Origin of the sequence: Pseudomonas subflava, assembly GCF_023823685.1 — a bacterium.
Classification (GTDB): domain Bacteria; phylum Pseudomonadota; class Gammaproteobacteria; order Pseudomonadales; family Pseudomonadaceae; genus Aquipseudomonas; species Aquipseudomonas subflava.
This window is the reverse complement of record NZ_JAMXBF010000005.1, coordinates 340,098-363,908: the sequence shown is the minus strand read 5'-3', so window position 1 is coordinate 363,908 and position 23,811 is coordinate 340,098. Positions and strand designations below refer to the sequence as shown.

General features: G+C 70.0%; 13 protein-coding genes. 7 read left to right on the top strand and 6 right to left on the bottom strand.

What is annotated here, in order from left to right:
• Window positions 1–29 precede the first annotated feature (29 nt).
• From NF616_RS08350 to NF616_RS08330, 5 genes are all read right to left on the bottom strand, one after another.
• Window positions 30–4,238, bottom strand: a complete 4,209-nt coding sequence (locus tag NF616_RS08350) for an OmpA family protein (protein WP_252272770.1) — start codon at window positions 4,236–4,238, stop codon at window positions 30–32.
• On the bottom strand, window positions 4,235–11,515 hold the full coding sequence (locus tag NF616_RS08345; RefSeq protein WP_252272769.1) for a DUF7933 domain-containing protein: 7,281 nt from the start codon (window positions 11,513–11,515) through the stop codon (window positions 4,235–4,237). Before NF616_RS08345 ends, NF616_RS08350 begins: the two co-directional genes overlap by 4 nt.
• A gap of 405 nt (window positions 11,516–11,920) precedes the next feature.
• Window positions 11,921–14,269, bottom strand: a complete 2,349-nt coding sequence (locus NF616_RS08340) for a TonB-dependent receptor (RefSeq protein ID WP_252272768.1) — start codon at window positions 14,267–14,269, stop codon at window positions 11,921–11,923.
• A gap of 2 nt (window positions 14,270–14,271) precedes the next feature.
• Window positions 14,272–16,659, bottom strand: coding sequence for a 7TM-DISM domain-containing protein (locus NF616_RS08335; protein WP_252272767.1), 2,388 nt, complete (start codon window positions 16,657–16,659; stop codon window positions 14,272–14,274).
• The gene (locus NF616_RS08330) at window positions 16,659–17,438 is read right to left on the bottom strand and encodes a response regulator transcription factor (protein WP_252272766.1); all 780 of its coding nucleotides are present in this window, start codon (window positions 17,436–17,438) and stop codon (window positions 16,659–16,661) included. The genes NF616_RS08335 and NF616_RS08330 overlap by 1 nt, the downstream gene beginning before the upstream one ends.
• Before the next feature lie 181 nt (window positions 17,439–17,619).
• On the opposite strand from NF616_RS08330, the gene NF616_RS08325 reads away from it, so the two are divergent.
• From NF616_RS08325 to NF616_RS08295, 7 genes are all read left to right on the top strand, one after another.
• Complete coding sequence (locus NF616_RS08325) at window positions 17,620–18,555, top strand: LysR substrate-binding domain-containing protein (RefSeq protein ID WP_252272765.1); 936 nt, start codon at window positions 17,620–17,622, stop codon at window positions 18,553–18,555.
• A gap of 75 nt (window positions 18,556–18,630) precedes the next feature.
• Window positions 18,631–19,791 carry an XdhC family protein gene (locus NF616_RS08320; protein ID WP_252272764.1) on the top strand — a complete coding sequence of 387 codons (1,161 nt, stop codon included), beginning with the start codon at window positions 18,631–18,633 and terminating at the stop codon, window positions 19,789–19,791.
• 75 nt (window positions 19,792–19,866) lie between these two features.
• Window positions 19,867–20,478, top strand: a complete 612-nt coding sequence (locus tag NF616_RS08315; protein WP_252272763.1) for a nucleotidyltransferase family protein — start codon at window positions 19,867–19,869, stop codon at window positions 20,476–20,478.
• A gap of 65 nt (window positions 20,479–20,543) precedes the next feature.
• Window positions 20,544–20,687: a hypothetical protein gene (locus tag NF616_RS08310; RefSeq protein WP_252272762.1), complete on the top strand. Its 144-nt coding sequence runs from the start codon at window positions 20,544–20,546 to the stop codon at window positions 20,685–20,687.
• Window positions 20,688–20,788: 101 nt separating this feature from the next.
• Entirely contained in the window at window positions 20,789–21,997 is a 1,209-nt protein-coding gene (locus NF616_RS08305; protein WP_252272761.1) for a maltoporin, read from the top strand.
• Window positions 21,998–22,249: 252 nt separating this feature from the next.
• Window positions 22,250–22,474: a hypothetical protein gene (locus NF616_RS08300; protein WP_252272760.1), complete on the top strand. Its 225-nt coding sequence runs from the start codon at window positions 22,250–22,252 to the stop codon at window positions 22,472–22,474.
• Between the two features lie 8 nt (window positions 22,475–22,482).
• Entirely contained in the window at window positions 22,483–22,674 is a 192-nt protein-coding gene (locus tag NF616_RS08295) for a hypothetical protein (RefSeq protein ID WP_252272759.1), read from the top strand.
• A gap of 10 nt (window positions 22,675–22,684) precedes the next feature.
• On the opposite strand, the gene NF616_RS08290 is transcribed toward NF616_RS08295, so the two are convergent.
• Window positions 22,685–23,770 (bottom strand): calcium:cation antiporter, encoded by a 1,086-nt coding sequence (locus NF616_RS08290; protein WP_252272758.1) that lies wholly within the window; start codon window positions 23,768–23,770, stop codon window positions 22,685–22,687.
• Window positions 23,771–23,811 lie beyond the last annotated feature (41 nt).

Here is a 23,811-nt window from a genome sequence, read left to right as displayed (position 1 = left end):
CCATGGCCCGGCCCGGGGCGGCGCGGCCGTCAGTACTTGCCGACCGCGTTGAAGAACCAGCCCTGGCTGCGGTACGACAGGTCGGTGAGGTCGTCGCTGAAGTCGCTGAAGTTGTAGCCCACGCCCGCCTTGAAGTGATTGCCGAAGTGGCGGTAGACGCCGACCAGCATGCCGGTGCGGCTGTCCTTGGCGGCGAACTCGTCGCGGCGGCGGATCTCGGCCATCAGGTCCCACTTCTTCACCACGTGCCAGTCGACGCGCGCGGCGATCAATTGGCCGCGGCTGTCGAACCAGTCCGCCGAACTGTCGCGGCTCATGCGCAGCTCGCTGAGGCGGTAGGCATACTTGCCGCCGACGCTCCAGCGCTCGCTGAGGTCGTAGATACCGTCGATGGCGAACACATGGCTGCGCTGGGCGTAGTCGACCGTGCTGCCGGTGGCGTTGGACACCTGGTCTGGCGGCGGCAGGTCCGCCAGGTAGGTGTACTTGGCCAGCAGGTTGAGGCGGTCGTTGAACACCGGCCGGTAGGCGTAGCCGAGCGAGGCCTCGACGAAGTCGCCGTCGAAGTAGTCGCCGCGGTCGGAATCGCCCACGGAAAAGTCCAGCTTGCCGATGAAGCGCCAGTCCGGGTTGACCTTGTAGCTGAGGTTGTTGCGCATCAGCCACACGCTCAGGTCCTGCACATCGCTGCTGTCCTCGCGGTATTCCAGACGGCTGGCGTAACGCAGGTCGCCATTGCTGTAGCCGACCTTGCCGCCGATGGCGCGACGTTTCAGGGCGTAGTCGGTCTCCTCGTTGAAGGTGCCGAATTCGGTGGTGACGCCGTAGCTCCAGTGGTCATCGGGGGCGAAATCCAGGCCGTAGCCCTGGATCAGGCCAGCCTGATCGCCATGCTGCACGCGCTGCTCGGCATACACGCTGGTGCTGTCGGTCCAGCGCGAGCGGGCGCCGGAGACGAACTGCCCGGTGCGGCCGCTGCCCTCCAGGCCGCTGCGGCTGGCGAAGCCGTCGTCGCTGCGGTCGCTGTCCAGCTCGTAGTTGAGGTAGACGTTGGTGCGGTCCGAGGCGTCGTAGCCGACGCCGGCCTTGGCGCCGACACCGAGGTTGCCACCGGACAGCTCGCCGTTCAGCGAGGTGCGCTCGTTGAGGCGATAGTCGCCGCCGACGCCCAGGCGGTTGTTGGCCTGGCGGCCGCCGTCGCGGCTGACCGTGCCCTGGCCGAAGCCGTACACCGACCAGTCTTCCTCGGCGTGGTACAGCGCCTGGACCAGCGCGTCGTTGCGTTCGCCCTCGTCGTAGTTGCCGCTGTCGTAGCCGGCGTAGGTGCCGGTGTAGAAGTTGCGGTACGAGCCGCCGTAGGTCTGCCGGTCGTTGCGCAGGCCGGCGGACAGGCGCCAGGCGTCGCTCAGGTCGTAGGCGACGATACCCTCGGCGGCGCGGCGCGAGCGGCCGCCGTCCTCCTCGGTCTGGTCGGCCTTCAGGGTCAGCTCCGTCTTCTCGCCCAGGGGCGCGGTATAGCTGCCGCCGACCTGATCGCTGGCCAGTTCGGACAGCCGCCCCGGCGCCGAGAAGCCGGCGTCGCGGCTCTCGTAGTAGAAGGTGCCGCGGCCTTCGGCGTCCTCGACCACGTCCTTCAGGTCGAAGGCGGTCTCGATGCGATTGGCGCGCGCGCGCGAGTCGGTACCGGCGACTTCCTGGCCGAAGCCGAAACCGCCGTCGTAGGAGAATCGCTGGTCGAGGCTGTCGCCTTCGCTCTGCGCCGACTCCAGCTTCATCCAGGTGCCTTCGCTGTGGCGCAGCAGCAGGTCGCCGCCGCCCAGGGTCTGGTCTTCGCGCCCGGTCTGCTCCTGCATGCTGCCGGTAACGCCGACGCGCACCTTGTCGTTGACCCAGTAGGCCGCGCGACCGCCATAGGCGAGGTCGTCGAGCTGTTCCAGGCCCGGCGAGTATTCGTAGCCGACCACCAGGAACGCCGGGTTGCCGGACAGGCTGCCGCCGGAGCGGATCAGCGTGCTGCCGTCGGCGCTGGCCGACAGCGGCTGGGTGAGCATCACCCGCCCCTGCAGCGAGTTGATCTCGTAGTCGATGCCGGCGACCAGGTCCTCGCTGTGCAGCACCAGGCCGGAGTCCTTGTCGCGCACCTCGATGCGCACGCGCTCGCTGCCCTCGGTGATGTCCTGGTGGCGCAGGTAGTAGAGCGAGCCGCCGGTGCCGCGGAAGTCCTCGCGGGCCGAGGCGGTGCCGGGTTCGGCGGCGAAGCCCTCGACCTGCAGGCGGCGTTCGCCGAAGGCGGTGAAGGCGTCGTCGCGGTAGCGCACCTGGGCGCCGTACAGGCTGCGGTCGATCTGGGTCAGCTCGGTCTCGCGGATCTGCTCACGGAAGTTGCCCCACATGGCGTGGGACTTCTCGTCCTCGACCTTGACGTAGAACTTGCCGCGGGTCGGCGCGTCCTCGACCAGGGTCGAGTCATCGCCGAAGGTCGCCCAGCCCTTGTCCGAGTCGGAGCTCATGCGCCGCAGGAACTCGCGAGGGTCCTTGTCGTTGAAGTTGCTGAACAGGCTGTCCGCCGGTTCCTCGCCGGTGTCGACGCTGCCGGTGATGGTGTATTTGCCGTCGACCTTGCCCTTGGTATAGAAGGCCAGGCGCCCGTCGGCGTAGAGCGCGTCGTCGTAGTAGCGATCTTCCTGGGTGACCAGGCGCGCCGGGCCGCTGGTGTCCTGCTGGCCGACGGTGAAGTCGGCGATGGCCACGGTGAACCAGTCGTTCTGCGGCAGGCGCAGGTCGCGGCGATAGATGCGGCCCTTGCCCTGCCCGTCGAGCACGGCCACTTCCACGGTGTGCAGGCCGCGCGGGATGATCTGCGCGGCAGCGAAGGTGCCGCTGCCGTCCACCGGCACCGGGCGGCCCATGACGAACACGTGCTGGCCGTCCTTCACCTGCTTGCCGTTGACGGTCACCGTGCCGCCGGCCACCGGGATGCTGTGGCGCTGCAGGCGGTTGCCGCCGTAGCCGGCGAGCAGGTCGGCCGCGATGTCCGCATCGCTTTCCTCGGGCAGCTCGCCGCGCGCCACATTGAGCACTTGCACGCTGGTCTCGTCGTAGCGCCCTTCCTTGTCGTACACGCGCAGCTGGTAGTAGACCCGCTCCGGCGTGTCGGCCGGCGGCGTCCAGCTTGCGCCGAGCCGCTCATCGAGGGCGATGGTGTGCAGCACCTGCGGCTCGCCGAACACGCGCTTCTTGCCGAGGATGCGCACCTCGGCGCGGTCGATCCAGTGCAGGTAGTTGCTGTAGCCGCTGAAGGTCAGCGGCTCGCCGATGCGCGCCACGCGAGCGCCAGACACCAGATTCAGACGCGGCTGCGCCGACAGGTTGTCGAAGCGCACCTGCAGCAGGTCCTGGGCCAGCGCCACGTCGACGCAGCGCTGGGCGTCGGCGCTGCCCGCGGCGTTGGTGGCATCCTGCGGCTGGCCGTCGACGCTGATGCGGAACGGTGCCATGCCCTGCTCGGCGACGCTGCCCGGTGCGCAGGCCGGCGCCTTGGCCGGCGTGCGGACCACTGCCTCGTCATACCAAATTTCCACTTCCACCCGGCGGTTCAGCGCCCAGGCCTCGGGGCTGTCGCCGGGCACCAGCGGCTCGCGGGGGCCGCGGCTGTCCAGCAGGATCTGCTCGGGCTTGAGGTTCAGACGCTGGCGGAATATCTCGCCCACTTCCTTGGCGCGCTGCAGGCCGAGGCCCTGGTTGTCGTCGTAGATCGCCTGGCTGCGTGGCGACAGGCGCTGCGGGTCGGTATGACCGATCAGGCGCAGGCGCAGGTTGCGCTTGCCGGCCATGCGCTCGACCAGTTTCGCCAGGGCATCGCTGTCGCGCGTCGGCACGGCCGAGCGGCCGGAGGCGAAGCGCACCACCGGCAGGCCGTCGCGCAGCATCACGGCGCTGACCTCTTCGTCGCCGACGGCGACCAGCTGGTCGCGCTCGCCGAGGGCGCCGTCGAGTTGCCAGAGGATCAGCCGCTCGCGCGGCAGCTCGCGCTCGGCGTTGGCCGGCAGCGCCGGCAGGCCGCCCGCGGTGAAGGGTCGGCGCTGCAGCAGCGACTCGTCCTCCATCGCTCCGCGCGGGCCCTGCAGGCCGCAGCCCTTGCCCGCTTCGCAATGTTCGGCGGCGATCGATACGGCGACGGCCAGGGGGTTCAGGGTCAGCGCGGCGATGCCGCACGCCAACAGGTTACGCATGCTCATCGGATCACCTCCACGCTATCGGTCGCCGGTACGATTTCTTCCTCCAGTTGCAGGTCGTAGCAGCAGTCGTGGGGCTCCCAGTGCTCCTTGATCCAGTCCTTCACATGGCCGACACGCTCGCGCGCATCGCTCACCTCGCTGTCCACCGGCATGCGGTAGGCGATGCGCAGGATCGACGGCTCGGCGTACAGCAGCACCAGCACCTCGTCGAGGCGCGCCTGGTACTGCGCGGTCAGCGCGTTGTGGGCATCGAAGGCCTCGCCGCTCAGGTCCAGCCGCACCACGCGGTGGATGCTGGCGCCGAAGTTGGCCTTGACCAGGCGACCCTGGGTCATGCGCACCACGCGCGGGTTCTCGGTGACGATGCGGTAGCCGCTCGGCAGCGTGCGTTCGTCGACCTTGAGGATGAAGTTGCTGCCGCGCATCTCGCTGGGCACGTCGGCACAGGCGATGTGGTAGCGGCCGTACTCGTCGGTGGTCACCAGCCAGCCGCGCGGCGTGGCCAGGCGCACGCCGGGCAGGCCGGGCTCGCCCTGGTCCTGGTAGCCATTGCGGTTCTGGTCGTCGAAGACCTTGCCGATCAGGTCCGAGCAGTCGAACGTCGGGTCGGCGACCACGCGCACGCTGGCGGTGGCGACGTTGGACACGCGCGCGTCGGCGATCATGTTCAGCGCCCAGGTCTGGTTGACGTACTCGTTGAAGCCGACGCCGGAGCCCACCACCAGCAGCAGCTTGACGGTCAGCACCTGGCCGCCGCCGAGCGTGCGGTCCGGCCAGCGCAGGCGCCGGCCCTCCACCTGCGGCTCAACCGGCACGCCCTCGATCTGCGCGGAGTTCTTCACGTACTTGAAGCCCGGCGGCATCTGGTCCTCGATGGCGATATTGGCCAGCGAGGTGGACAGGGTGTTGCGCGCGGTCAGTACGTAGGGCACCAGCTCGCCGCGGGTCACGTTGACCTTCGGCGTGTTCTTGGTCATGACGATGGCGCCGCCGAGGATCGGGTCGATCGGGATGTGGTTGTTGACCACGTCGGCCGAGGCCGCGCCGAGTACGAAGCTGTAGTAGTACTGGGTGCTGCCGTGGCCCGCGGCGAGCCCGGCCGAACTCACCGGGCAGGTGGCCGCGTCGTGCGGGTCCACCGCCTCGGCCGGCGGCTGGTTGCTGGTCTGCACCAGCGCGGGGTCGGGAATGGCGGTGACGTTCAGCGTGTTGTTGCACGCCGGGATCAGCGCGGACGGCCCCTGCACGTAGCCCGCCGGCACCGTGACGCTGAGTGTGTAGGTACCGGCCGGGGCGCTGGAGAGCAGGAGGAACTGGTACAGGCCGTCGGCACCGGTGGTCTGCTGCAGCGAGCCGCCCAGCACCTGGGAGGCATCGAAGCCGGCCGGACCGCTGATGTTGACCACGGCGCCGCGCACCGGCTGGCGGCTGATGGCGTCATACACCACGCCGGCCGGGTCGATCGGCAGGCTCTGTTCGACGACGTTGTGCCCGGCGCTGATGGTGATGTTCTTCAGCGTGCCGTCGCGGTTGTCCGCACCCGCCGGGTTGCCCGGCCCGGCTGTGCCCGGGGTGTGCGCGGCGCCCTGCTCGTTGGGCACCGGGCGACCGAACAGCGTGCCGGTTTCCGGGTGACGGAAGCGCACTTCGTAGCCGTTGCCCGGGGTCAGGTCGGAGAAGGCGTAGGCGCCGTTGGCGTCGGACTGGGTGGTGGCGACCACGCTGCCGCCGCGCAGCAGCTCGACGGTCCAGCCCGGCAGGCGGGTCTCGCCCGGATCGAGCACGCGGTCGTGGTTGCCGTCGAACCACACGGTGCCGGACAGCCCCGGAATGGTGACCTCGGCGAACCAGTTGTCGACCGACAGGTTGTTGCCGGTCAGGTCGATGCCGGCGATCCGGCTCGGCCCTTCGCTGACCGTGCCGCCGGCGCTGCCTGCGGTGGTTGAGCCGTTGATCAGCCCGCTCGGCTGGTTCGGCTGCAGCAGCTCGTAGTTGCCCGCCGGCAGGCCGACGAAGCTGAAGGTGCCGTCGCTGGCGGTGACGGTGCTGCGGTTCACCGGGTTGCCGTTGATGTCCACGCCGCTGAGCACCACGGTCTGCCCGCCCAGGCCGCGGTCGTTGCTGCCCGGCTCGCCGTCGGTGTCGCGGTCGTGGAAGACCTGGCCATAGATGCTGCGGCCATTGACGATCTCGGCGAAGTCGTTGCCCTCCGAGGCGTAGCCCGGGGTCAGGACGATGCCGCCGATGGCGCTGGGCACGTTGCCCGGCGGGGTGGCGCTGGGCGTGCCGCTGGCGCTGTTGCCGGGCACGGTCTGGCCGTTGGCGGTGCCGGCCGGCTGGGTCGGCTCGGTGACGCTGTAGGTACCCGGCTGCAGGCCCTCGAAACGGTACTGGCCGGCGCTATTGGTGGTGGTGGTCGCGGTCACCGGGCGGTTCTGCCAGTCGGTGCCACTGAGGGTGACGGTCACGCCGGCCAGGCCGGCATCGCCGCCCTGGCGAACGCCGTCGTTGTTCTGGTCGATGAACACGCTGCCGGCGATGCTGGCCGGCAGCACTTCGGGAAAGTCGTTGCGCTGCGAGCCGCTGATCTCGCCCGCAGCGCCATCGTCGTTGAGGACGATGCCCTCGATCTGGCTGCTGGTGGCCGTGGCGTTGCCGGCGCTGCCCGGCGTGCCGCTGCTGCCGTTGGCCGGGGTGATGACGCCGGATACCGGCTGGGCATTCAGCGTGCCGGCCGGCTGCGTGGCCTGGCACACCGAATAGGTACCCGCCGGCAGGCCGGCGAACAGGTAGTTGCCCGCCGAGTCGGTCGTCGCCGGGTTGAGCAGGCCGTTGATGCCGCTGACCGGCGTGCCGCCGGCGCAGGTGGCACCGCTGCGCAGCTCGATGGCGACGCCACGCAGCGGGTCGTCGGTACCGGCCTGGTAGGTGCCGTTCTGATCGTTGTCCAGGTACACCCGGCCGGAGACGAAGCCCTGGGTGCTGACGCGTAGCGTGGCGTAGGCCGGCTGCGGGTTGTCGCCCAGGTCGGTCTGCAGCGCGCCCGCGGGGATCTCGTTGGTGTGCTCGCCGGCGGTGTCGGCGGTGACGTCCACCTCGATGGTGCAGCCGCCACTCGGCACCACGGTGCCGTTGGCCAGGCGCACCAGGGTGGCGCCGGCGCTGGCGGTGACGCTACCCGTCGGGCAGCTGCCGGCGACATTGGGCAGCGCGGCGACGCGTACCTGGCCGGGGGAGTCCGGCAGGTTGTCGGTCAGCGCGGCCGTCAGGGTCATGGCCGCCGCGTTCGGGTTGTTGACGAAGATCGTCAGGCGGGAGATGCCGTTCTGCGCGATCACCGCCGGGGCGAACTGCTTGCTCACGGTCGGCGGGCTGGTGATCACCAGGCGCGCGCGGGTCGGCTCGGCGTTGCTCACGCCCTCGAAGCTGGTCACGCCGCCGGCCTCGATGGTGTTGGTGTAGGTACCGGCGATGTTGCTCAGCACCGCCACGCTGACGGTGCAGTTGCCGTTGCCCGCCAGGTTGCCGCCGGCCAGGCGCACCGAGGTGCCGGACGGCGAGGCACTGACGCTGCCGCCGCAGGTGTTGCCGATGGCGGGGATCTGCGCCACCACCAGGCCGGTGGGCAGGCTATCGAGGTAGGCCACGCCAGTGAGCGGCGAGCTGTTCGGGTTGTCCAGGCGAATGCTCAGGGTGTACGGCGTGCTGGCGGTACCACTGGCGGTGCCGGTGGTGAAACCGGTCGGGTCGCCGGCATCCAGGGTGCGCTGGGCGATGGCCTTGTGCACGACGATGGGCGCCTTGACCCGCAGGGTATCGCTGGTCGGGTCGTTGTTGCTGATCGGGCTGCCGCCCGCGGTGGCGGACACGCTGCTGGCCGGGATCAGGTTGAGGTAGTCGCCCTGGGTGTTCGACAGCACGTCGATTTCCACGAAGCAGCTGGCCGGCGCGGCGCTGCTGCCCGCGGCGATGCTGCCGCCGCTGATGGTCACCTGGCCGGCGCCGCTGCTGACGCTGCCCTGGCAGGTGGTCAGCGCGTTGGCCGGGCTGGCGGTGGTCAGGCCCGCCGGGAAGGTGTCGGTCAGCGCCAGGTTGGCGATCGGCTGCGACGTCGGGTTGTAGAAGGTGATGCGCAGGCGCGAGCGCTCGTTGGGCTGCACCACCTTGGGGGTGAACTGCTTGGTCACGCCCAGGCCGGTGCTGGTCTGCAGGCTGCTGGAGGCCGGCGCGGCATTGGTCACGCCCTGGTCGGTGGTGATCGCCCCGGCCGGAACGGTGTCGGTCACCGTGCCGGTGCTGACCATGGTGACGTCGACGGTGACGGTACAGGTCTGGCCAGCCGCCAGGCTGACGTCGCTGAGGCTGAACGAGGTGGCGTTCGGGTTGGCGCTGACCACGCCGCCCGGGCAGGTGGTCACGGCGTTGGGCACGCTGGCGATGCGCTCGCCGGTGGGCGTGCCGCCGGCCAGGCCATTGCCGGTGAAGTAGTTGCTCAGGTCGAGGTTGGTCAGGTCCAGGCTGCCACTGTTGAACAGGGTCAGGGTCAGCTGGGTGACCGCGCCCGGCGCGGCGACGCTGGCGCTGGCGTGGTTGACGCCGACGGTGACGCCGCCGCCGCTGGCGTTCTGCAGCGTGGCGCCGAAGGGGGTGACGTTCTGCACACCGCCGGCGGCGGTGAGCTGGCCGGGGGCGATGCTGTTGACCCAGTCGCCGCCGCCGCTGGCGGTGACGTCGAAGATCAGCTCACAGGTGCTGTTGCCACCGATCTGCGCACCCGTCATGCCCACCACCGAGGCGCCCGGCGCGGCGTTGACCAACGGCGAGCCGGCACAGGTGGAATAGGCATTGGCGGGAGTGGCCACGGTCATGCCGGCCGGCAGGTTGTCGGTGATGGCCACGTCGTTGAGCACGCCCGCCTGGCCGTTGCTCAGGCTGAGAGCAACGGTGGAGCGGCCGCCGGGCTGGATGCGGTTGGGGGTGAAGGACTTGGCACCGCTCAGCGCCGAGAGGAAGTTGATGGTGGCAACCACCTCGGGGCTGGTCAGGGTGTCGGTGGTGCCATCGGCGTAAGTCTGCGTGGCGCTGGCCGAAACGCGATTGTCGTACTGGCCGGCGGCGCCGCTGACGTTGACCCGCAGGCGGCAGCGACCAGCATCGTCCAGACCGCCACCGGCACGGGCCGGGACGGTGGCGCCGGTGAGCGTCACCTGGTTGCTGCCGGGCACCGCGGTAATGGTGCCGCCGCAGGTGCTGGAGGCGCTGTTCGGCGAAGCGACCAGCATCGGCGTGCCGTTGCTGCCGGTCGGCAGGTTGTCGGTGAGGCTGACGCTGGTCAGCGGCTGGGCGGACAGGTTGACCAGCTCGATGGTCATGGTCGCCGCGGTTCCCTCGGGCTTGGAGCTGGCGTCGAACCTCTTCTCCACGGTCAGCACGCTGCTGCTGACGCTGAACTGCGACTCGCTGGAAGTGTGGTTGCAGATGGTGCCGCCCGGGGCGCACACGCCACCGGCGGGGATCTCGTTGACGATGGCGCCGGCGGGCGCGCCGGCCGGCACCATGGCCCAGAAGGTCACGGCGCAGCTCGCCGGGTTGCCGGACGTACCTGCCGGCATGTCGAAGGTGAACACCGGGTCGCTGGCGCTGCCGCCGAGCGCGAGCCCGGTGCAATTGCTGCCGCTCAGCAGCGGCGCCGGCTTCTGCGGCAGGTTGAGCAGCAGCATGCCGTTGGGCAGGTTGTCGGTGAGCGCCACGCCCGCCTGCGGGCTGGTCGAGTAGTTGCGCGTGGTGACGACGAAGCGCACCGGGTTGCCGGGGGTGACGATGGACGGACGGCTGGTCTTCTCCACCAGGAACTGGTCGACCACGTTGACCGAGGCGCTCACGCCCTGGCTCACCACGTCTGCCGGGCTGATCACGCTCACGTCCCCGACGGCGATGGTGTTGGTGAAGGACTGCGGCGTGCCGGCCACCGCCAGGTCGGCGGTGTAGGGCACGGTGATCACGCAGTCGCCGCCGGCGGCCAAGGTGCCGCCGCTCATCTGCAGGGTGGAGGTGCCGACGCCGCCCAGGCCGGTCAGGCTCGAGCCGGCGCTGCAGTTGGCGGTCGGCGTGCTGGTGATCTCCAGCAGGCCCACGCCGCCGTCGATGGCGTCGCTGAAGCTGCCCAGGGTCATGCTGCTCAGTGGGCTGGCGTTTCTCAGGGTGATGCTCAGCTCCGCTTCCTGGCCCTTGGCCACGGTGGCCGGAACGAATTCCTTGGACACCCGCAGCGGCGCGGTGACGGTCAGGCTGGCCGTGGCGTTGCTCGGTGGCACCAGGCCGCGACGGTTGGCGAAGTCGGTGTTGCGGTTGACCAGGTTGTTGACGCTGGTCGAGTAGGCGCTGTCGGAGCCGTCCGCCACCACCAGCACGCTCAGGGTGCAGGCACTGTTGGCGGCGATCACGCCACCGACGGCGCTGATCTCGGTGTCGCCTGCCACGGGAGCGAAGGTCGGCGGCGTGGCGCCGCAGCTGACCTGCGCATCGGGCCCGTCCGGGTTGCTGGCGGTCACCGAGGCGACGCGCAGGCCGAAGTCGCCGAGGCGGTCGCGAATGGCGAAGGCCGGCGTGTCGCCGGCGCCGTTCAGCGGCAGCGGCTGCGAGGCATTGTTGGTGATGGTGAGGGTCAGCCGGGTCGGCTGGTCGTCTTTGACGATGGTGCTGGGCGAGAAGCTCTTGCTGATGCTCGGCGCGGACAGTGTGTTGAAGTTCAGCGACTGCTGCGCCGGGTCGGCGTTGCTCACCGGGTTGCCGGCATGCTCGCCGGTCACCGAGCCGGCGGGGATCACGTTGGTACCGTTACCGCTGAGGCTGGTGACTTCCACGACGATGTCGCAGTAGCCGGCCTCGGTGCCGCCGTTCACGGCGGGGATGACACCGCCGCTGAGCGAGAAGCTGCTGCTGCCCATGGGCGCGTTGAGGATGCCCTGGAACGGCACGGTGGCGCCGGCGCCGTCGCGGCATTCGGTGGAGACCACGCCGTTGCCGGCCACGCGAAAGCCCGCGGGCATGTTGTCGGTGAAGCTGACATTGGTGATGTCGCCGCTGGCGAAGCTGTTGGTCAGGTGGATCAGGAAGCCATCCACGTCACCGACGAACTTGGGATCGGCGAAACCCGCCGCGCGGGTCTTGCTCACCCCGAGGTCGGCATTGGCCGCCAGCGGCAGCAGGCTCAGACCTACCCAGACACTTCCCACCAGCACCTGTAACAGGCGCTTCCTGCGAACGGAACCAGACACCACGACGCCCCCTGCGGTTGCGCAGTGCGCCTGTCGTGACTCCGCCGCCGCGCCTACCCCGCCATGGCGGGTACGCAGCATCGAAGCATTCCAAGACACGTCCCCGGCTGCGGACGCTCCCTGTCTGTGGACGACAAGCTCACTGACGTCAAAGAAAGGGCGGCAGATTGGGGATGGCGGGAAACGGCAACAAGCCGGGCCGGTGGGAACCAGCGTTGCACTCAGCGATGCGTGCATCCGCCCGGGCAAAGCCGCGGAATCAGGAATGCGCAGCGGATCGAACGGAGCGGCGTGCGCAGCCTGGCCGGGCGCCGGACCGCGCCGGGGGAGCGACCTTTGCCGCAGCGGACGCGTTGCGCGGGCGCCGCCGCCCCGCGCCGGCGGCAACCGACGGGCGGCAGGAAACTACCAGCGGGTGCGCAGGGTCATGCCGACGCTGCGCGGGTCGCCGGTCAGCACGCCGTAGTCGCCGGCGCCGAGCTGGGCGTAGACGGCGGTGATGTACCCCTCGTCGAACAGGTTGCGCGCCCACAGCTCGGCCTCCCAGCGGCGGTCGGCCTGGCGCAGCCCCAGCCGCAGGTTGGTCAGGGTATAGGTCGGCTGGTAGCTGCCGGCGCCGCCTTCCAGGCTGCCGTAGTAGCCGGTGCGCAGGCTGTGGTCGACGGCGCCGAACAACTCCAGGCCGTGCTCCAGCGGGTGGCGATAATCGACGCCCGCCGTGGCGCTCCACTCCGGCGCGTTGAACAGGCGCTCGCCGCTCAGGTCGCACGACCACTGCGCGCTCTCCGGTGAACAGGGCGCGTTATCGAAGTCGCGGTAGCGCGCATCGCTCCAGGCCACGCCCAGGCGCAGGTCGACCCGCTCGCTGGCGCGCAGCAGACCGTCCAGCTCGATGCCGCGCAGGCGCACCTTGCCAACGTTGATCAGGTTGTCGCGGATCGGCGGCGCGTACTCGTTGACCGGCGCGCGGTTGGTCAGCGCCTGGTAGTCGTCGACATCGGCCTGGTACAGCGCCAGGTCGAGCATGAGACGGTCGCCCCACAGCGTGCTCTTCAGGCCGACCTCGATGGAGGTCACCCGCTCGGCATCGAAGGTCGGCTCGACGTTCGGCCCGACCACGTCTAGGTTGATGCCGCCGGCCTTGTAGCCGCGCGACCAGCTGGCATAGCCGAACAGGTCGTCGCGGAACTCGTAGCCGAGCGCCAGCTGCCCCGAGAGATTGCTCTCCTCAATGGAGTCGCGCCGGTAGTACTCGCCGCCCAGCGTGGTGTCGCGCAGCAGCGCACCGCCGATCTGCGAGACCAGGTCCGGCCCCAGCGGCGCCAGCCCGGAAACGCTACGCGACAGCCAGCCCTGCTTGCGCTCGCGGGTATAGCGCAGCCCCGGGGTGATCGACAGGCGCTCGGTGGCATGCCAGGTGACCTGGCCGAACGCCGCGCGGCTGTCGGTGCGCTGCTCGCCATCGAAGGCCTGATGGGCGCCTTCCAGCAGCGAGGGCGGGATCATGCCGGGGGTGATGCCGAGCAGGTCGATCTCCGGGCGGTCGCCGAGGAAGAACGCCGCCGCGTCGTCGCCGAAACGCACGCCGACCTCGCGGTTCAGCTGCTGGCGCAGGTAGTAGAGGCCCACCACATAGTCGAGGTGTTCGTTGGGCGAGTCGGCCAGGCGCAGTTCCTGGCTGAACTGGTGGTGGTCGAGCTGCACGGCGACGTTCTCGGCGATGGACAGCGCGGTGCCGTCGCCGTCCTGGTCGGCATCGTAGGTCCAGTCGCGGTAGCCGGTGACGCTGGTCAGGGTGGCGCCACTGTCGAGGATGCGGTTGAGCTCCAGGGTGACGCCGGTCTGCAGGGTCTTGATGGTGTTCGGCTGGTCCTGCTGCACGCGCCGCGCATAGGGGTCGATTGGCAGCTGGCGGTAGCCGACGAAGGCCGCCCGCTCGCGGGTCGCCTGGCTGAAGTTGCTGGCGGTGAAGACGTTGGTCTGCTCGTCCTGCCAGGCGTACTCGCCGATCAGGCGCGCGCTGAACGCCTCGCTGGGCGTCCACAGCAACTGGCCGCGCAGACCCTGGCGGTTCTGCTCGCGCAGCTCGCTGCCGTCGTAGAGGTTGTCGACGATGCCGTCGCGCTCGGCGTCGTAGGCGGTCAGGCGGCCAGCCAGCACGCCATCGACCAGCGGCCCGGACAGCGTGCCGCGGTACTGGCGCAGGCCGTCCTGGCCCAGCGACACCTCGCCGCTGCCCTCCGGCGCGAAGGTCGGCATGCGGCTGCTGATGTTGACGGTGCCGGCCGAGGTGTTCTTGCCGTACAGGGTGCCCTGGGGCCCGCGCAGCACCTCCACGCGTTCGATGTCGACCAGGTCGGAAAGCGACATGCCCTGGCGCCCCAGGTACACGCCATCGAGAAACACGCCGACGCTGCCGTCGATGCCGTCGTTGTAGGTGCTGGAGCCGAGCCCGCGGATGCCGTAGCTGGTGTAGCGGGCGTTGGGCACCGACACCAGCAGGCTGGGCACGCGCTGCTGCAGGTCCTCGGTGCGGAACAGGCCGGCCTCGGACAGCGCCTCGCCGTCCAGCGCGTTGAGGGCGATGGGCACGGTGCGCGCCGGCTCCTCGCGATGGCGGGCGTTGACCGTCACCTCGTCGAGCGTCAGCGCCGCGTCCGGCTCGGCTCCCTCCGCGGCCGCCGGCGCCGCAGCGAGTGCGAGCAGCCAGCACAGGGGACGGGAATAGCGCGCGGAGCCGTGGGCGAACGACAAGGTCATACCTCGGAAGATGGGTCGGTGGCCGCCTGGCGGGCCGGTGAAGGCGACAGCCGCTCGACCAGGGCGAGCAGCTCGGCGGCGCTGGAGGGTTTGAGCAGCACGGCGTCGAAGTGCAGATCGTCGGGCTGGTCCGCGGGCCGCTGCGGCGGCGCGGAAGAATAGAGTAGCACCGGCAGCGCCGGCCAGCGCCGACGCACCGCCGCCAGCAGCCACCAGCCGTCCTCGCCGGGCATCACCTGGTCGCTGATCAGCAGGTCGCAACCGCCGCTCTCCAGCAGCTGCAACGCGTGGCGCGCATCGGCGGCCGCGGTCACGTCGAAGCCGTAGCCGCCGAGCAGGTCGGCCAGCCATTCGCGGTTCTGCTCCACGTCGTCCACCAGCAGGATGTGGCGACCCTCGCCGTCGACCCGCAGCGCCTCGCCCTCGCCGAAGGCCAGGTCCAGATCCTCCTTGCCGGCCAGGGCGAAGGTCGCCTCGAAGCTGAAGCGGCTGCCGCGGGTGCGCGCCTCGTCGAGGGCCAGGGCACTGCCCATCTGCTGCAGCAGCTCGTTGACGATGGACAGCCCCAGGCCGCTGCCGACGTAGCGCTCGGCATCGCGCCCGCGCCAGAACGGCTGCAGCAACTGCTTGCGCTCCTCGGCGGGAATGCCGATGCCGGTATCGCTGACACTGAAGCGCAGGCGCACGCTCTCGGCGTCACCGTCGACGCGCTGCACCTCGAACAGCACCTGACCATCGCGGGTGAACTTGGCGGCATTGGCCAGCAGGTTGACCAGCACCCGCCGCAGGCGCCGGAAGTCGGCCTGCACCAGCGCCGGCAGCGCAGCGTCGAGGCGACATTCGAAGGCGTTGTTCTGTTGCGCGGCGAGGAAGCCCGCCTCCTCTTCGATTTCGCGCAGGAAGCCGTAGAGATAACCGGGCGCCAGGATGATCTCGAGCTGGTGCAGCTCGGTGCGGGAGAACTCCAGCAACTCGTCGATTAGCTCCAGCTGCTGGCGCGCGTTGCGCTCGATCTTGCGTGGCACGTCCTGCGCCGCTTCGCCGGGCATCAGCCTCGCGTAGTTGACGATGCTGACCAGAGGCGAACGCAGGTCGTGGCTGATGCGCGCCATCAGCAGGCTGCGTGCCTTGAGCGAATCGCGCAGCTGCCGGGTACGGGTCGCCACCGTGCTCTCCAGCCGCTCGTGCTCGGCCTTCTGCTGGTTGTCCAGGTCGACCAGGGCGCGGCGCTCGCGCTCGCGGCTGCGGCCGACCTCCAGCACCAGAGTGCAGGCCAGCAGGAACAGGCCCGGCAGGGTCGACGACAGGCTCAGCTTGTCGCCCACCGACTGCCAGGGCACGCCCGCCACCGCCAGCAGGCGGATCAGCCCCTGCAGCATGAGCAGGCCGCAGACCAGGTACACCAGCCAGTTGTAGGACAGGCCGCGACGCCAGCCCGCCAGCAGCGTCGCCGGCACGAGCAAATATGCCACCGGGCGCACCTGCTCGAACAGCGCCCGCCCCTGGATATTGTCGACCAGCATCCACAGGTGGCAGGCGATGATCGCCAGCAGGAACATCCCATACGCGACGCCCAGCGCCCGCGGCAACCGGCGCACCTCGAGCAGCACCCACAGGTACAGGACGAACAGGCCGTACTGCACCAGGCCCAGCAGCCACATCAGTTCGGTGGACACCGGCAACAGCGAGGGGAAATAGACGAGGTAGCCGTTGACCATGCTGACCAGCAGCGCGTAGGTCAGCACCGACGTGGCATGCACCACCAGCAGGCGCGAGCGCAGCATCCAGCCGACCACGAAGCTGAAGGGCACCAGCAGCAGAGTCATGCCCAGCGTCAGGCCGTCCACCAGATAGGCGTGCTGGCGGTGTTCGAGAAGGCCCAGCTCGGAATGCAGCTGCGGCTCGATGATCACCGTCGAGGTGCTGGCGATGCGCACCAGTACCTCGAGGGTCGCGCTCGCCTCCAGCTGCAGCGGGAAGGTGGGCTGGCGCGCGGGCGCCGGCCACTGCTCCAGCGGATAGCGGCTGCCGGCGCGCAGGCTCTGCCAACCCTCGCCCTGGTGCAGGAACACCTGGGTGTCGGTCAGACGCGGGTCGCCCAGGGTCAGCCAGCGCTCGCAGCCCCGCGCCCCGCCGTCCAGCTGCAGGCGCAACCAGAACGCGGAACGGCTGTAGCGGCGCGGCAGGTTTTCGCGGGTGGCCGCAACGAACGCGCTGCCGGGCAGCGCGGCGACTTCATCGACCGTCAGCGCGGCACCTGGGTCTTCCAGCAACTGCGCGCGGCCGGCCAGGTCCAGGCGCTCGGCCTCGCAGGCCGGTTCGGCCCGGGCCAGACCGACGGCCAGCAGGCAAAGCAGGCCGAACAGCCATTGCGCGTACCGCATCAGTCCGCGTCGCCCCGGGCCTGCTGGCGATACTGGCTGGGCGTCACACCCTGGCGCTCGCGGAACGCAGTGGTGAAGTTGCAGGCACTGCGAAAGCCGATCAGGTCGGCGATGTCCTGCACGCTGAGCGCGCTGTCGGCGAGCAGCTCCTGGGCCTTGCGCAGGCGCGCCTCGCGCGCGTAGGCGAAGACGGTGAGGCCGAGGTTGTCGCGGAAGATGCCGGACAGCCGCTTGTCGTGGGTGCCGACGCGCCGGGCGATCTCCGCCAGCGATGGCAGCTCGGCCAGGTTCTGCGCGATGAGGCGCATCGCCGCGCGCAGGATGACCTGATCGGCCTCCTGCGACTGCCCGCCCGCCTCGACCGGGGCGGCAACCTCTTCCCGCCAGGCCAGCTGCAGGTGAATGCGGATGCGCGCCAGCACTTCCTCGACGGCGAACGGCTTGAGCACGTAGTCGACGCCGCCCAGGCTCAGGCCTTCCACCCGTTCTTCGAGGGCACCGGCCGAGGTCAGGAAGATCACCGGCACGCGCTGGGTGGCCGGCGCCTCGCGCAGCAGCCGGCAGAGGGTGAAGCCGTCCATGCCGGGCATGCGCACGTCGAGAATGATCAGGTCCGGCTGCAACGCCAGCGCCCGCTGGTAGCCCTGGCGCGCATCATGGGCGATGGTCAGCCGCCAGGACTCGGCGCGCAGCGCGACCAGCAGGGTGCGGATGTCTTCCGGCGTGTCGTCGATGACCAGGATGTGCGGAACGGGGTTACGGGGCGTATCGACCTTCATGTCCAGTACGGCCTTGCTGCGGTGTGCCTTCGCGCCACCGACTCCGCCTGGGCAAAGCCATTGTCCGCTCGAGCAAAGTCACCACTGAAAAAGGGGGCATAAGATAGCGCAACAAGCCCCGGCGCGGCACGGACAGTCCGTCGCATGGCGGCAACCCAGCTTCCCATTTGACGGTATGCACATGCTCCAGGCCCACCTGCTCAGCGATCTGTACTGGTTCACCTGCGTGATCGAGGCCGGCAGTTTCTCCGCCGCAGCGCAGCGCACCGGCAGTGCCAAATCCAGCCTGAGCCGGCGCCTGGCCCAGCTCGAGCAGCAGCTGGGTGTGCAGCTGGTGAACCGCTCGAGCCGCGCCTTCTCGCTGACCTCGGTGGGCGAGGAGGTCTACCGCCACGCGCTGGACATGCTGGCCGCCGCCGACGCCGCCGCGCACAGCGCGCAGAAGACGCTCGCCGGCCCCAGCGGCCTGCTGCGCCTGGCCGCGCCCGGCATTCTCTCTGCCTGGCTGTTCGACGGCCTGGCGGATTTTCGTGCCCGCCATCCGCAGGTGAGCTACGCGCTGACCCAGGCCGACGGCCAGCTCGAGCTGCGCGCCCAGCGCCTCGATCTCTCCCTCAGCCTGGGCAGCGTGCCGCAGGACAGCAGCGACGTGGTGGCCCGGCCGATGGCGCAGCTGCGCAACCTCATCGTCGGCAGCCCGGCCCTGGTCGAACGGCTGGGGCATCCTTCCCGCTGCGCGGCGCTGGACGACGAGGCGCTGCTGACCCTCGGCTCCCTCGCCGCACCGCTGGCGTGGCCGCTGGAACACGGCCCACGGACCATCGCCAACCCGGCCTTCTGCGCCGATCACCTGGGCGCCGTGCGCGACGCGGCCCGAGCCGGCCTGGGCCTGGCGTGCCTGCCCGCCTTCGCCTGCCGCGACGACCTGGCCGCCGGCACGCTGGCGCTCGCCTGCCCGGAGGATCGCCCGGCGCCGACCACGCTCTATGCGCTGACGCCCTCCCACCGCAGCATCACCCAGACCACGCGTTATTTTCTGGAACATCTGCGCCTGCGCCTGTCGAACTCCGAGCAAGACGACATGCAGCCGGCCGGAGCATCCGCCGCTCGGCCGTGACCCCGGAGACGACGCCCGGCGGCATGGCCGGGCCGCACTGGCCGGCTGACCCGATACCGCCACGGGACCGCAGCCATGAGCGACCTCGACAAACTGCTCGAAGCCCTGGACGACCTGGCCGCGAAGGCCGAGGACGCGGTGCTCGCCACCGTGGTGAAGGTGGAAGGCTCGGCCTACCGGCGGCCCGGCGCGCGCATGCTCATTCCGCAGTTCGGCGGCGCCGTCGGCACCGTCAGCGGCGGCTGTCTGGAGAGCGATCTGGCGAAGAAGGCCTGGTGGCTCACCGAAGGCGGCCAGCCGATCGTGCGCACCTACAGCACCGGCATGGCCGATGACGAAGTCGGCGAGGAAGAGGAACTGACTTTCGGCCTGGGCTGCAACGGCACCGTGCATATCCTGCTGGAGCGGGTGCGCGCCAGCGGCCCGCTGCTGCCGGCGAGCCTGCTGCGCCGAGTGCGCACGGAGGGACGCCCCGCCGCGCTGGCGACGGTGATCGGCGGCGCCGATGCGCTGATCGGCGCGCGGGTCGCGCTTTCACCGGCGGGCGAGCTCCAACTGGGCGCTGGCCGCGCCGCCCTCGCCGAGTTGCTGACCGACGACCTGCACGCCGCCTTCGAACGGCGCCGCACCACCCTGCACCGCTATGCCTCGGACGAGGGCGAGATCGAAGTGCTGATCGAATACCTGGCGCCGCCGCGCAAGCTCGTCGTGTTCGGCGCCGGACACGACGCCCAGCCGCTGGTGGCAATGGCCCGCCAGCAGGGCTGGCAGGTGACGGTGATCGACGCACGCAGCCACTTCGCCCGGCGCGAGCGCTTCGCCGGCGCCGACCAGGTCCTCCACCTGGCGCTGCCCGCGTCGCCACCCGCCGAGCTGATCGCCGGTGCCGCGGTGATCGTCATGTCGCACAGCTACGCGCAGGATCGCCACTGGCTGGCCCAGACTCTGAATCTCGACCCCGCCTACATCGGCCAGCTCGGCCCCCGCAGCCGCACCGAGCGCCTGCTCGACGAGATCGACGGCAGCCGCGTGACGCCTGCGTTCGCGCGCCTGCACTACCCGATGGGTCTGGACATCGGCGGCGACACGCCGGAGAACGTGGCGCTGTCGGTATTGGCAGAAGTCACCGCGCACTTCAACGGCCGCAGCGGCGGAGGGCTGAAGGAGCGCGCCGCGCCCATCCATGACACGGAGCCGATGCTGGCGCACGGGGCGTCGAGCATGGCCGGTGCCTGAGTCCCTGCTGCGGGCGGGCGAGCGGCGCGCAGACGTCATGCGCCACACCGACGACAGGATGCGGAGGCGCCGAACATGAGTGAGCCAGTCGCGCTTACCCCAACCGCCGCTCTGATGCTCGCCGCGGGTTATGGCCGGCGTTTCGGCAGCGACAAGCGCACGGCCGATCTCGGCGGCGCCAGCCTGCTCGGCGCCAGCCTGGCGCTGCCCTGTTCGATGCTCGACGAGGTGTGGATCGTCCTTCGCCCGGACGACCACTCCTCGGAGCTGGGCTTGCCCGAGCACGTCAATGTCGTGCAGCACGCCGACACCGCGCTGGGCATGGGTCACAGCCTCGCCGCCGGCGCGCGCCGGTTGAGCCGCGAGTCCAGCGCGGACTGCCTGGCGCTGTTCCTCGCCGACATGCCGCAGATCAGGCGCGCCACCCTGGCCACGCTGCTCGCGCTCGCCTCGCCGACGCGCATCGTCGTGCCGACCTGCGCACAGCGCCGCGGCCACCCGGTGCTGTTCGGGCGCGCATTCTGGGCGCCGCTGTGCGAGCTGTCCGGCGACCAGGGCGCCAGGAGCGTGCTGGCGCGCTACGCCGACGCCGTGGAGCTGGTCGAAACCGGCGACCCCGGCGTGCTGCTCGATGTCGATCTGCCGCAGGATCTGCAGCACCTTCGCGGTGCTGATTCGATGGGTTGAACGGCCGGCACGGCCCGCCCCTCCAAAGCAGGGACCGCCCGGTCCCGCCACCAGGGAGCACGCACATGAGCAGACCCACCGAACCGAAGGACAAGACCCCGCAGACCCACGAGCCGCCGGCCGAAAACGAGCAGCCGGACGAGGACATTCCCGGCGAGCAGCCGCGCAGTCGCTCGAACGAAGGCGACCCGCTGAACGCGCCCAACTGAGCCTTTTCGCCGCCGCCGCGAGCGACGCGCCGGCGGCGCAACTCCACCGCGCCCGGAACTGGCGCGCAGGCGGCAGCGCCGTCGCAACAAGGCTGGAGCCTATGGCGATCACCCGAATCCTCGTGTCTTCCATGCTGCTGGGCGGGCTGCCGCTGACGGCCCAGGGCTTCGAATTCGCCGGTTACGCCCGCGGCGGCTGGGGTGGCTCGGAAGGCGGCGGCACGCAATCCTGCTTCCAGCTGCCCGGTGCGCCGGCGAAGTACCGCCTGGGCAACGAATGCGAGCAGTACGCCGAGCTGGAAGGCAGCCAGGCGCTGTACGAAGGCGTCGACGGCACGCGCCTCAAGCTCGACGGCATGGTCTCGCTGTACAACGCCTACGGGCATGCGCCGACCTTCACCGGCGAACACGGCGACGCACGCCTGCCGCAGCTGTGGATGAGCCTCTCGCTGCCCGCGCTGCAGGGCGGCTCGCTATGGGCCGGGCGGCGCTACTACAAGCGCCACGACATCCACATCAACGACTTCTACTACTGGAACCCGAGCGGCACCGGCTTCGGCCTCGAGGACTACCGCCTGGGCGGGTACACCCTGAGCTACGCGTTCTCCCGCGAGGACAACATCCACCAGCCGGACAAGGCCAATCGCCACGACTTCAACGTCGGCAACATCGTCACCAACCCCGGTGGCGCGCTGGAATTCGGCCTCGGCTACATCCAGCGCGGCCAGGTGGAGAACGCCCACAGCGGCTGGTCGCTGTCCGTGGAGCACAAGCAGAAGGACTTTCTCGGCGGCGAGAACCGCCTGGTCGCCCAGTACGGCGTCGGCCCGGGCATCGGCCTCGGCGGCACCGGCGATCTGCGCGCCGACCGCGACGTGCGCAGCTGGCGTCTGCTGGAGTCGCCGCGCTGGCAGCTCACCCCGCGCTTCGGCGGCATGCTGCTGGTGGCCCTGCAGCGCGACGAACGCGCGAACGGCGGCGACCAGACTTGGTATTCCGCCGGCGTGCGGATGAGCTACGCCTTCAGCCAGCACTTCAAGCTAGTCGGCGAGATCGGCCACGACCGCGTCGAGACCGAAACGGATGGCACGCGCAGGCTGAGCAAGTTCACCATCGCCCCGACCCTCTCGGTGGGTCCGGGCTTCATGCAGCGCCCCGAGGTTCGCCTGTACTACACCTATGCCCGCTGGAACCGCGCCGCCCAGCGCGCGGCACCGGCTGGCAGCGCGCTGTCCGCCAGCGGCGCGTTCGACGATGCGCTGCACGGCTCGAACGTCGGCGTGCAGGTCGAGACCTGGTGGGGCGGCTGAGGCCCTGCACGGGTCCGACGAGGCAATCCGCGAACACAATTCGCTAGCCCGCTGCATCGCCCACGCGCCATCGTCGGAAGCGCCCGCCGCGTCGATCCCTGGGGCGCGCAGCGGCCCCAACATCGTGCCGCCCCGCTGAGTGCCTTCGCCGGAGCCCTGGCCAGCCTGCTAACCGACGAACGAACCGTCGATTTGCTGAATCGTTCTGCGTCCGACCTGCTCATAAGTTCTAAGCAGACACCGGAGCGAACTATGAACTTGGAGCCGGATGAACTCGCTGCATGGGATCTGTATGCGGCCGCAGCGGTTGGCGCTGTGCACGCGCTCGTGGCCAACGACTCGTCTCTCGCGCCGCCTTCCATCGACCCACCCATGCCGATTGCGGACGTCGCCGCCAGCGCCGCCGCCATCGCCGATGCCCTGATCGCCGAGCGCCGGCGGCGCCTCGGCAAACACCCCATCGACCGACAACCTTGAGGTGCCTCATGCAACCGGACAGCCAACTCGAAGCCATGCGCGAACAGCGCAACCAGGCCCAGGCGGAACTGGAGCGCTTCCTGCTCGAGCAGTACCCCATCGACAACCCGGAGAAGGCCCTGGGCGTGGCCGCCCGCACCCGCGCGGTGACGCAGATCGAGGACCACATGCGCGACCACGCGCTGCATCACGATCAATAGGCGGCGACGCTCACAGCCCCATCAGCGACAGCATCAGGAAGGTGGCGAACAGCACGAAGTGGGTCATGCCCTCGATGGCGTTGGTCTTTCCGTCGTAGAGATTGAGCCCGGCCACCACCAGGGTGATGAACATCATGCCGGTCTGCAGCGGCGTCATGGCCATGCGGAACGGCTGGCCCTGATACAGCGCCAGCGCCTCGATCACCGGCACCGTGAGGATGACGGTGGACAGCGAGGCGCCGAGGGCGATGTTGATCGCCGACTGCATGCGGTTGCTCAGCGCGGCGCGCAACGCGGTGAGGATCTCCGGGCTGGCGGAGATGGCCGCCACCAGCAGCGCCGGCAGCATGGCCGGCACACCGCTGCCCTCCAGACCGACATCCAGCGCCTTGGACATCACCTCCGCCAGCGTGCCGATCAGCACCACGCCGCACACCAGCAGTGCGATGGCGCCGCGCGTGCTGCCGGGCGCCGTCTCCTCGGCCGCCTGTGGCTGCTGCCGGCGCACCGCGTAGTTGTAGCTGAAGAAGTAGCTGTGCTGGCCGGTCTGCATGCGCAGGAACAGGGCGTAGAGGGTGACCATGCAGCCGATGGTGAACAGCGAATACACGCGCCACTGCTCGGCCGGGATCAGCTCCGGGATGACCATGGAGATGCCCACCGCGGTGAGGATCATGGTCACGTAGGTCTTGCCCGAGTCGTCGTTGTACTGCTGCTCGCCGTGCTTCAGACCGCCGAGCAGCGCGGCCAGGCCGAGGATGCCGTTGAGGTCGAGCATCACCGCCGCGTAGATGGTGTCGCGGGCCAGGGTCGGTGAATGGTTGTGGCTGATCATGATGGCCAGGATCACCACCTCGACCAGCACCGCGGACAGCGTCAGGATCATGGTGCCGTAGGGCTCGCCGACCTTCTCGGCGAGCACCTCGGCGTGGTGCGCCACGCGCAGCGAGACGCTGACGATGGAGAGCAGGAGCACCAGCACGGTCGCCCCGGCGAGCGCCCGGCCGCCGCTCAGCAGAAGGTGTTCCAGCGGGTACACCAGCAGCGCCAGGAGCAGGGCGATGAGCAGGAATTTCTCGTCTTTGAGCAGGCGCATGGCGGCATCCGTTTCAGGCGGGCGACCGAGCGGCGGCCCAC

Excerpts from the sequence above, each read along its gene's own strand:
- NF616_RS08330 (WP_252272766.1), bottom strand. The coding sequence starts at position 17,438 with ATGAAGGTCGATACGCCCCGTAACCCCGTTCCGCACATCCTGGTCATC.
- NF616_RS08290 (WP_252272758.1), bottom strand. The coding sequence starts at position 23,770 with ATGCGCCTGCTCAAAGACGAGAAATTCCTGCTCATCGCCCTGCTCCTG.
- NF616_RS08325 (WP_252272765.1), top strand. The coding sequence starts at position 17,620 with ATGCTCCAGGCCCACCTGCTCAGCGATCTGTACTGGTTCACCTGCGTG.
- NF616_RS08305 (WP_252272761.1), top strand. The coding sequence starts at position 20,789 with ATGGCGATCACCCGAATCCTCGTGTCTTCCATGCTGCTGGGCGGGCTG.
- NF616_RS08320 (WP_252272764.1), top strand. The coding sequence starts at position 18,631 with ATGAGCGACCTCGACAAACTGCTCGAAGCCCTGGACGACCTGGCCGCG.
- NF616_RS08350 (WP_252272770.1), bottom strand. The coding sequence starts at position 4,238 with ATGAGCATGCGTAACCTGTTGGCGTGCGGCATCGCCGCGCTGACCCTG.
- NF616_RS08315 (WP_252272763.1), top strand. The coding sequence starts at position 19,867 with ATGAGTGAGCCAGTCGCGCTTACCCCAACCGCCGCTCTGATGCTCGCC.
- NF616_RS08295 (WP_252272759.1), top strand. The coding sequence starts at position 22,483 with ATGCAACCGGACAGCCAACTCGAAGCCATGCGCGAACAGCGCAACCAG.
- NF616_RS08300 (WP_252272760.1), top strand. The coding sequence starts at position 22,250 with ATGAACTTGGAGCCGGATGAACTCGCTGCATGGGATCTGTATGCGGCC.
- NF616_RS08335 (WP_252272767.1), bottom strand. The coding sequence starts at position 16,659 with ATGCGGTACGCGCAATGGCTGTTCGGCCTGCTTTGCCTGCTGGCCGTC.
- NF616_RS08310 (WP_252272762.1), top strand. The coding sequence starts at position 20,544 with ATGAGCAGACCCACCGAACCGAAGGACAAGACCCCGCAGACCCACGAG.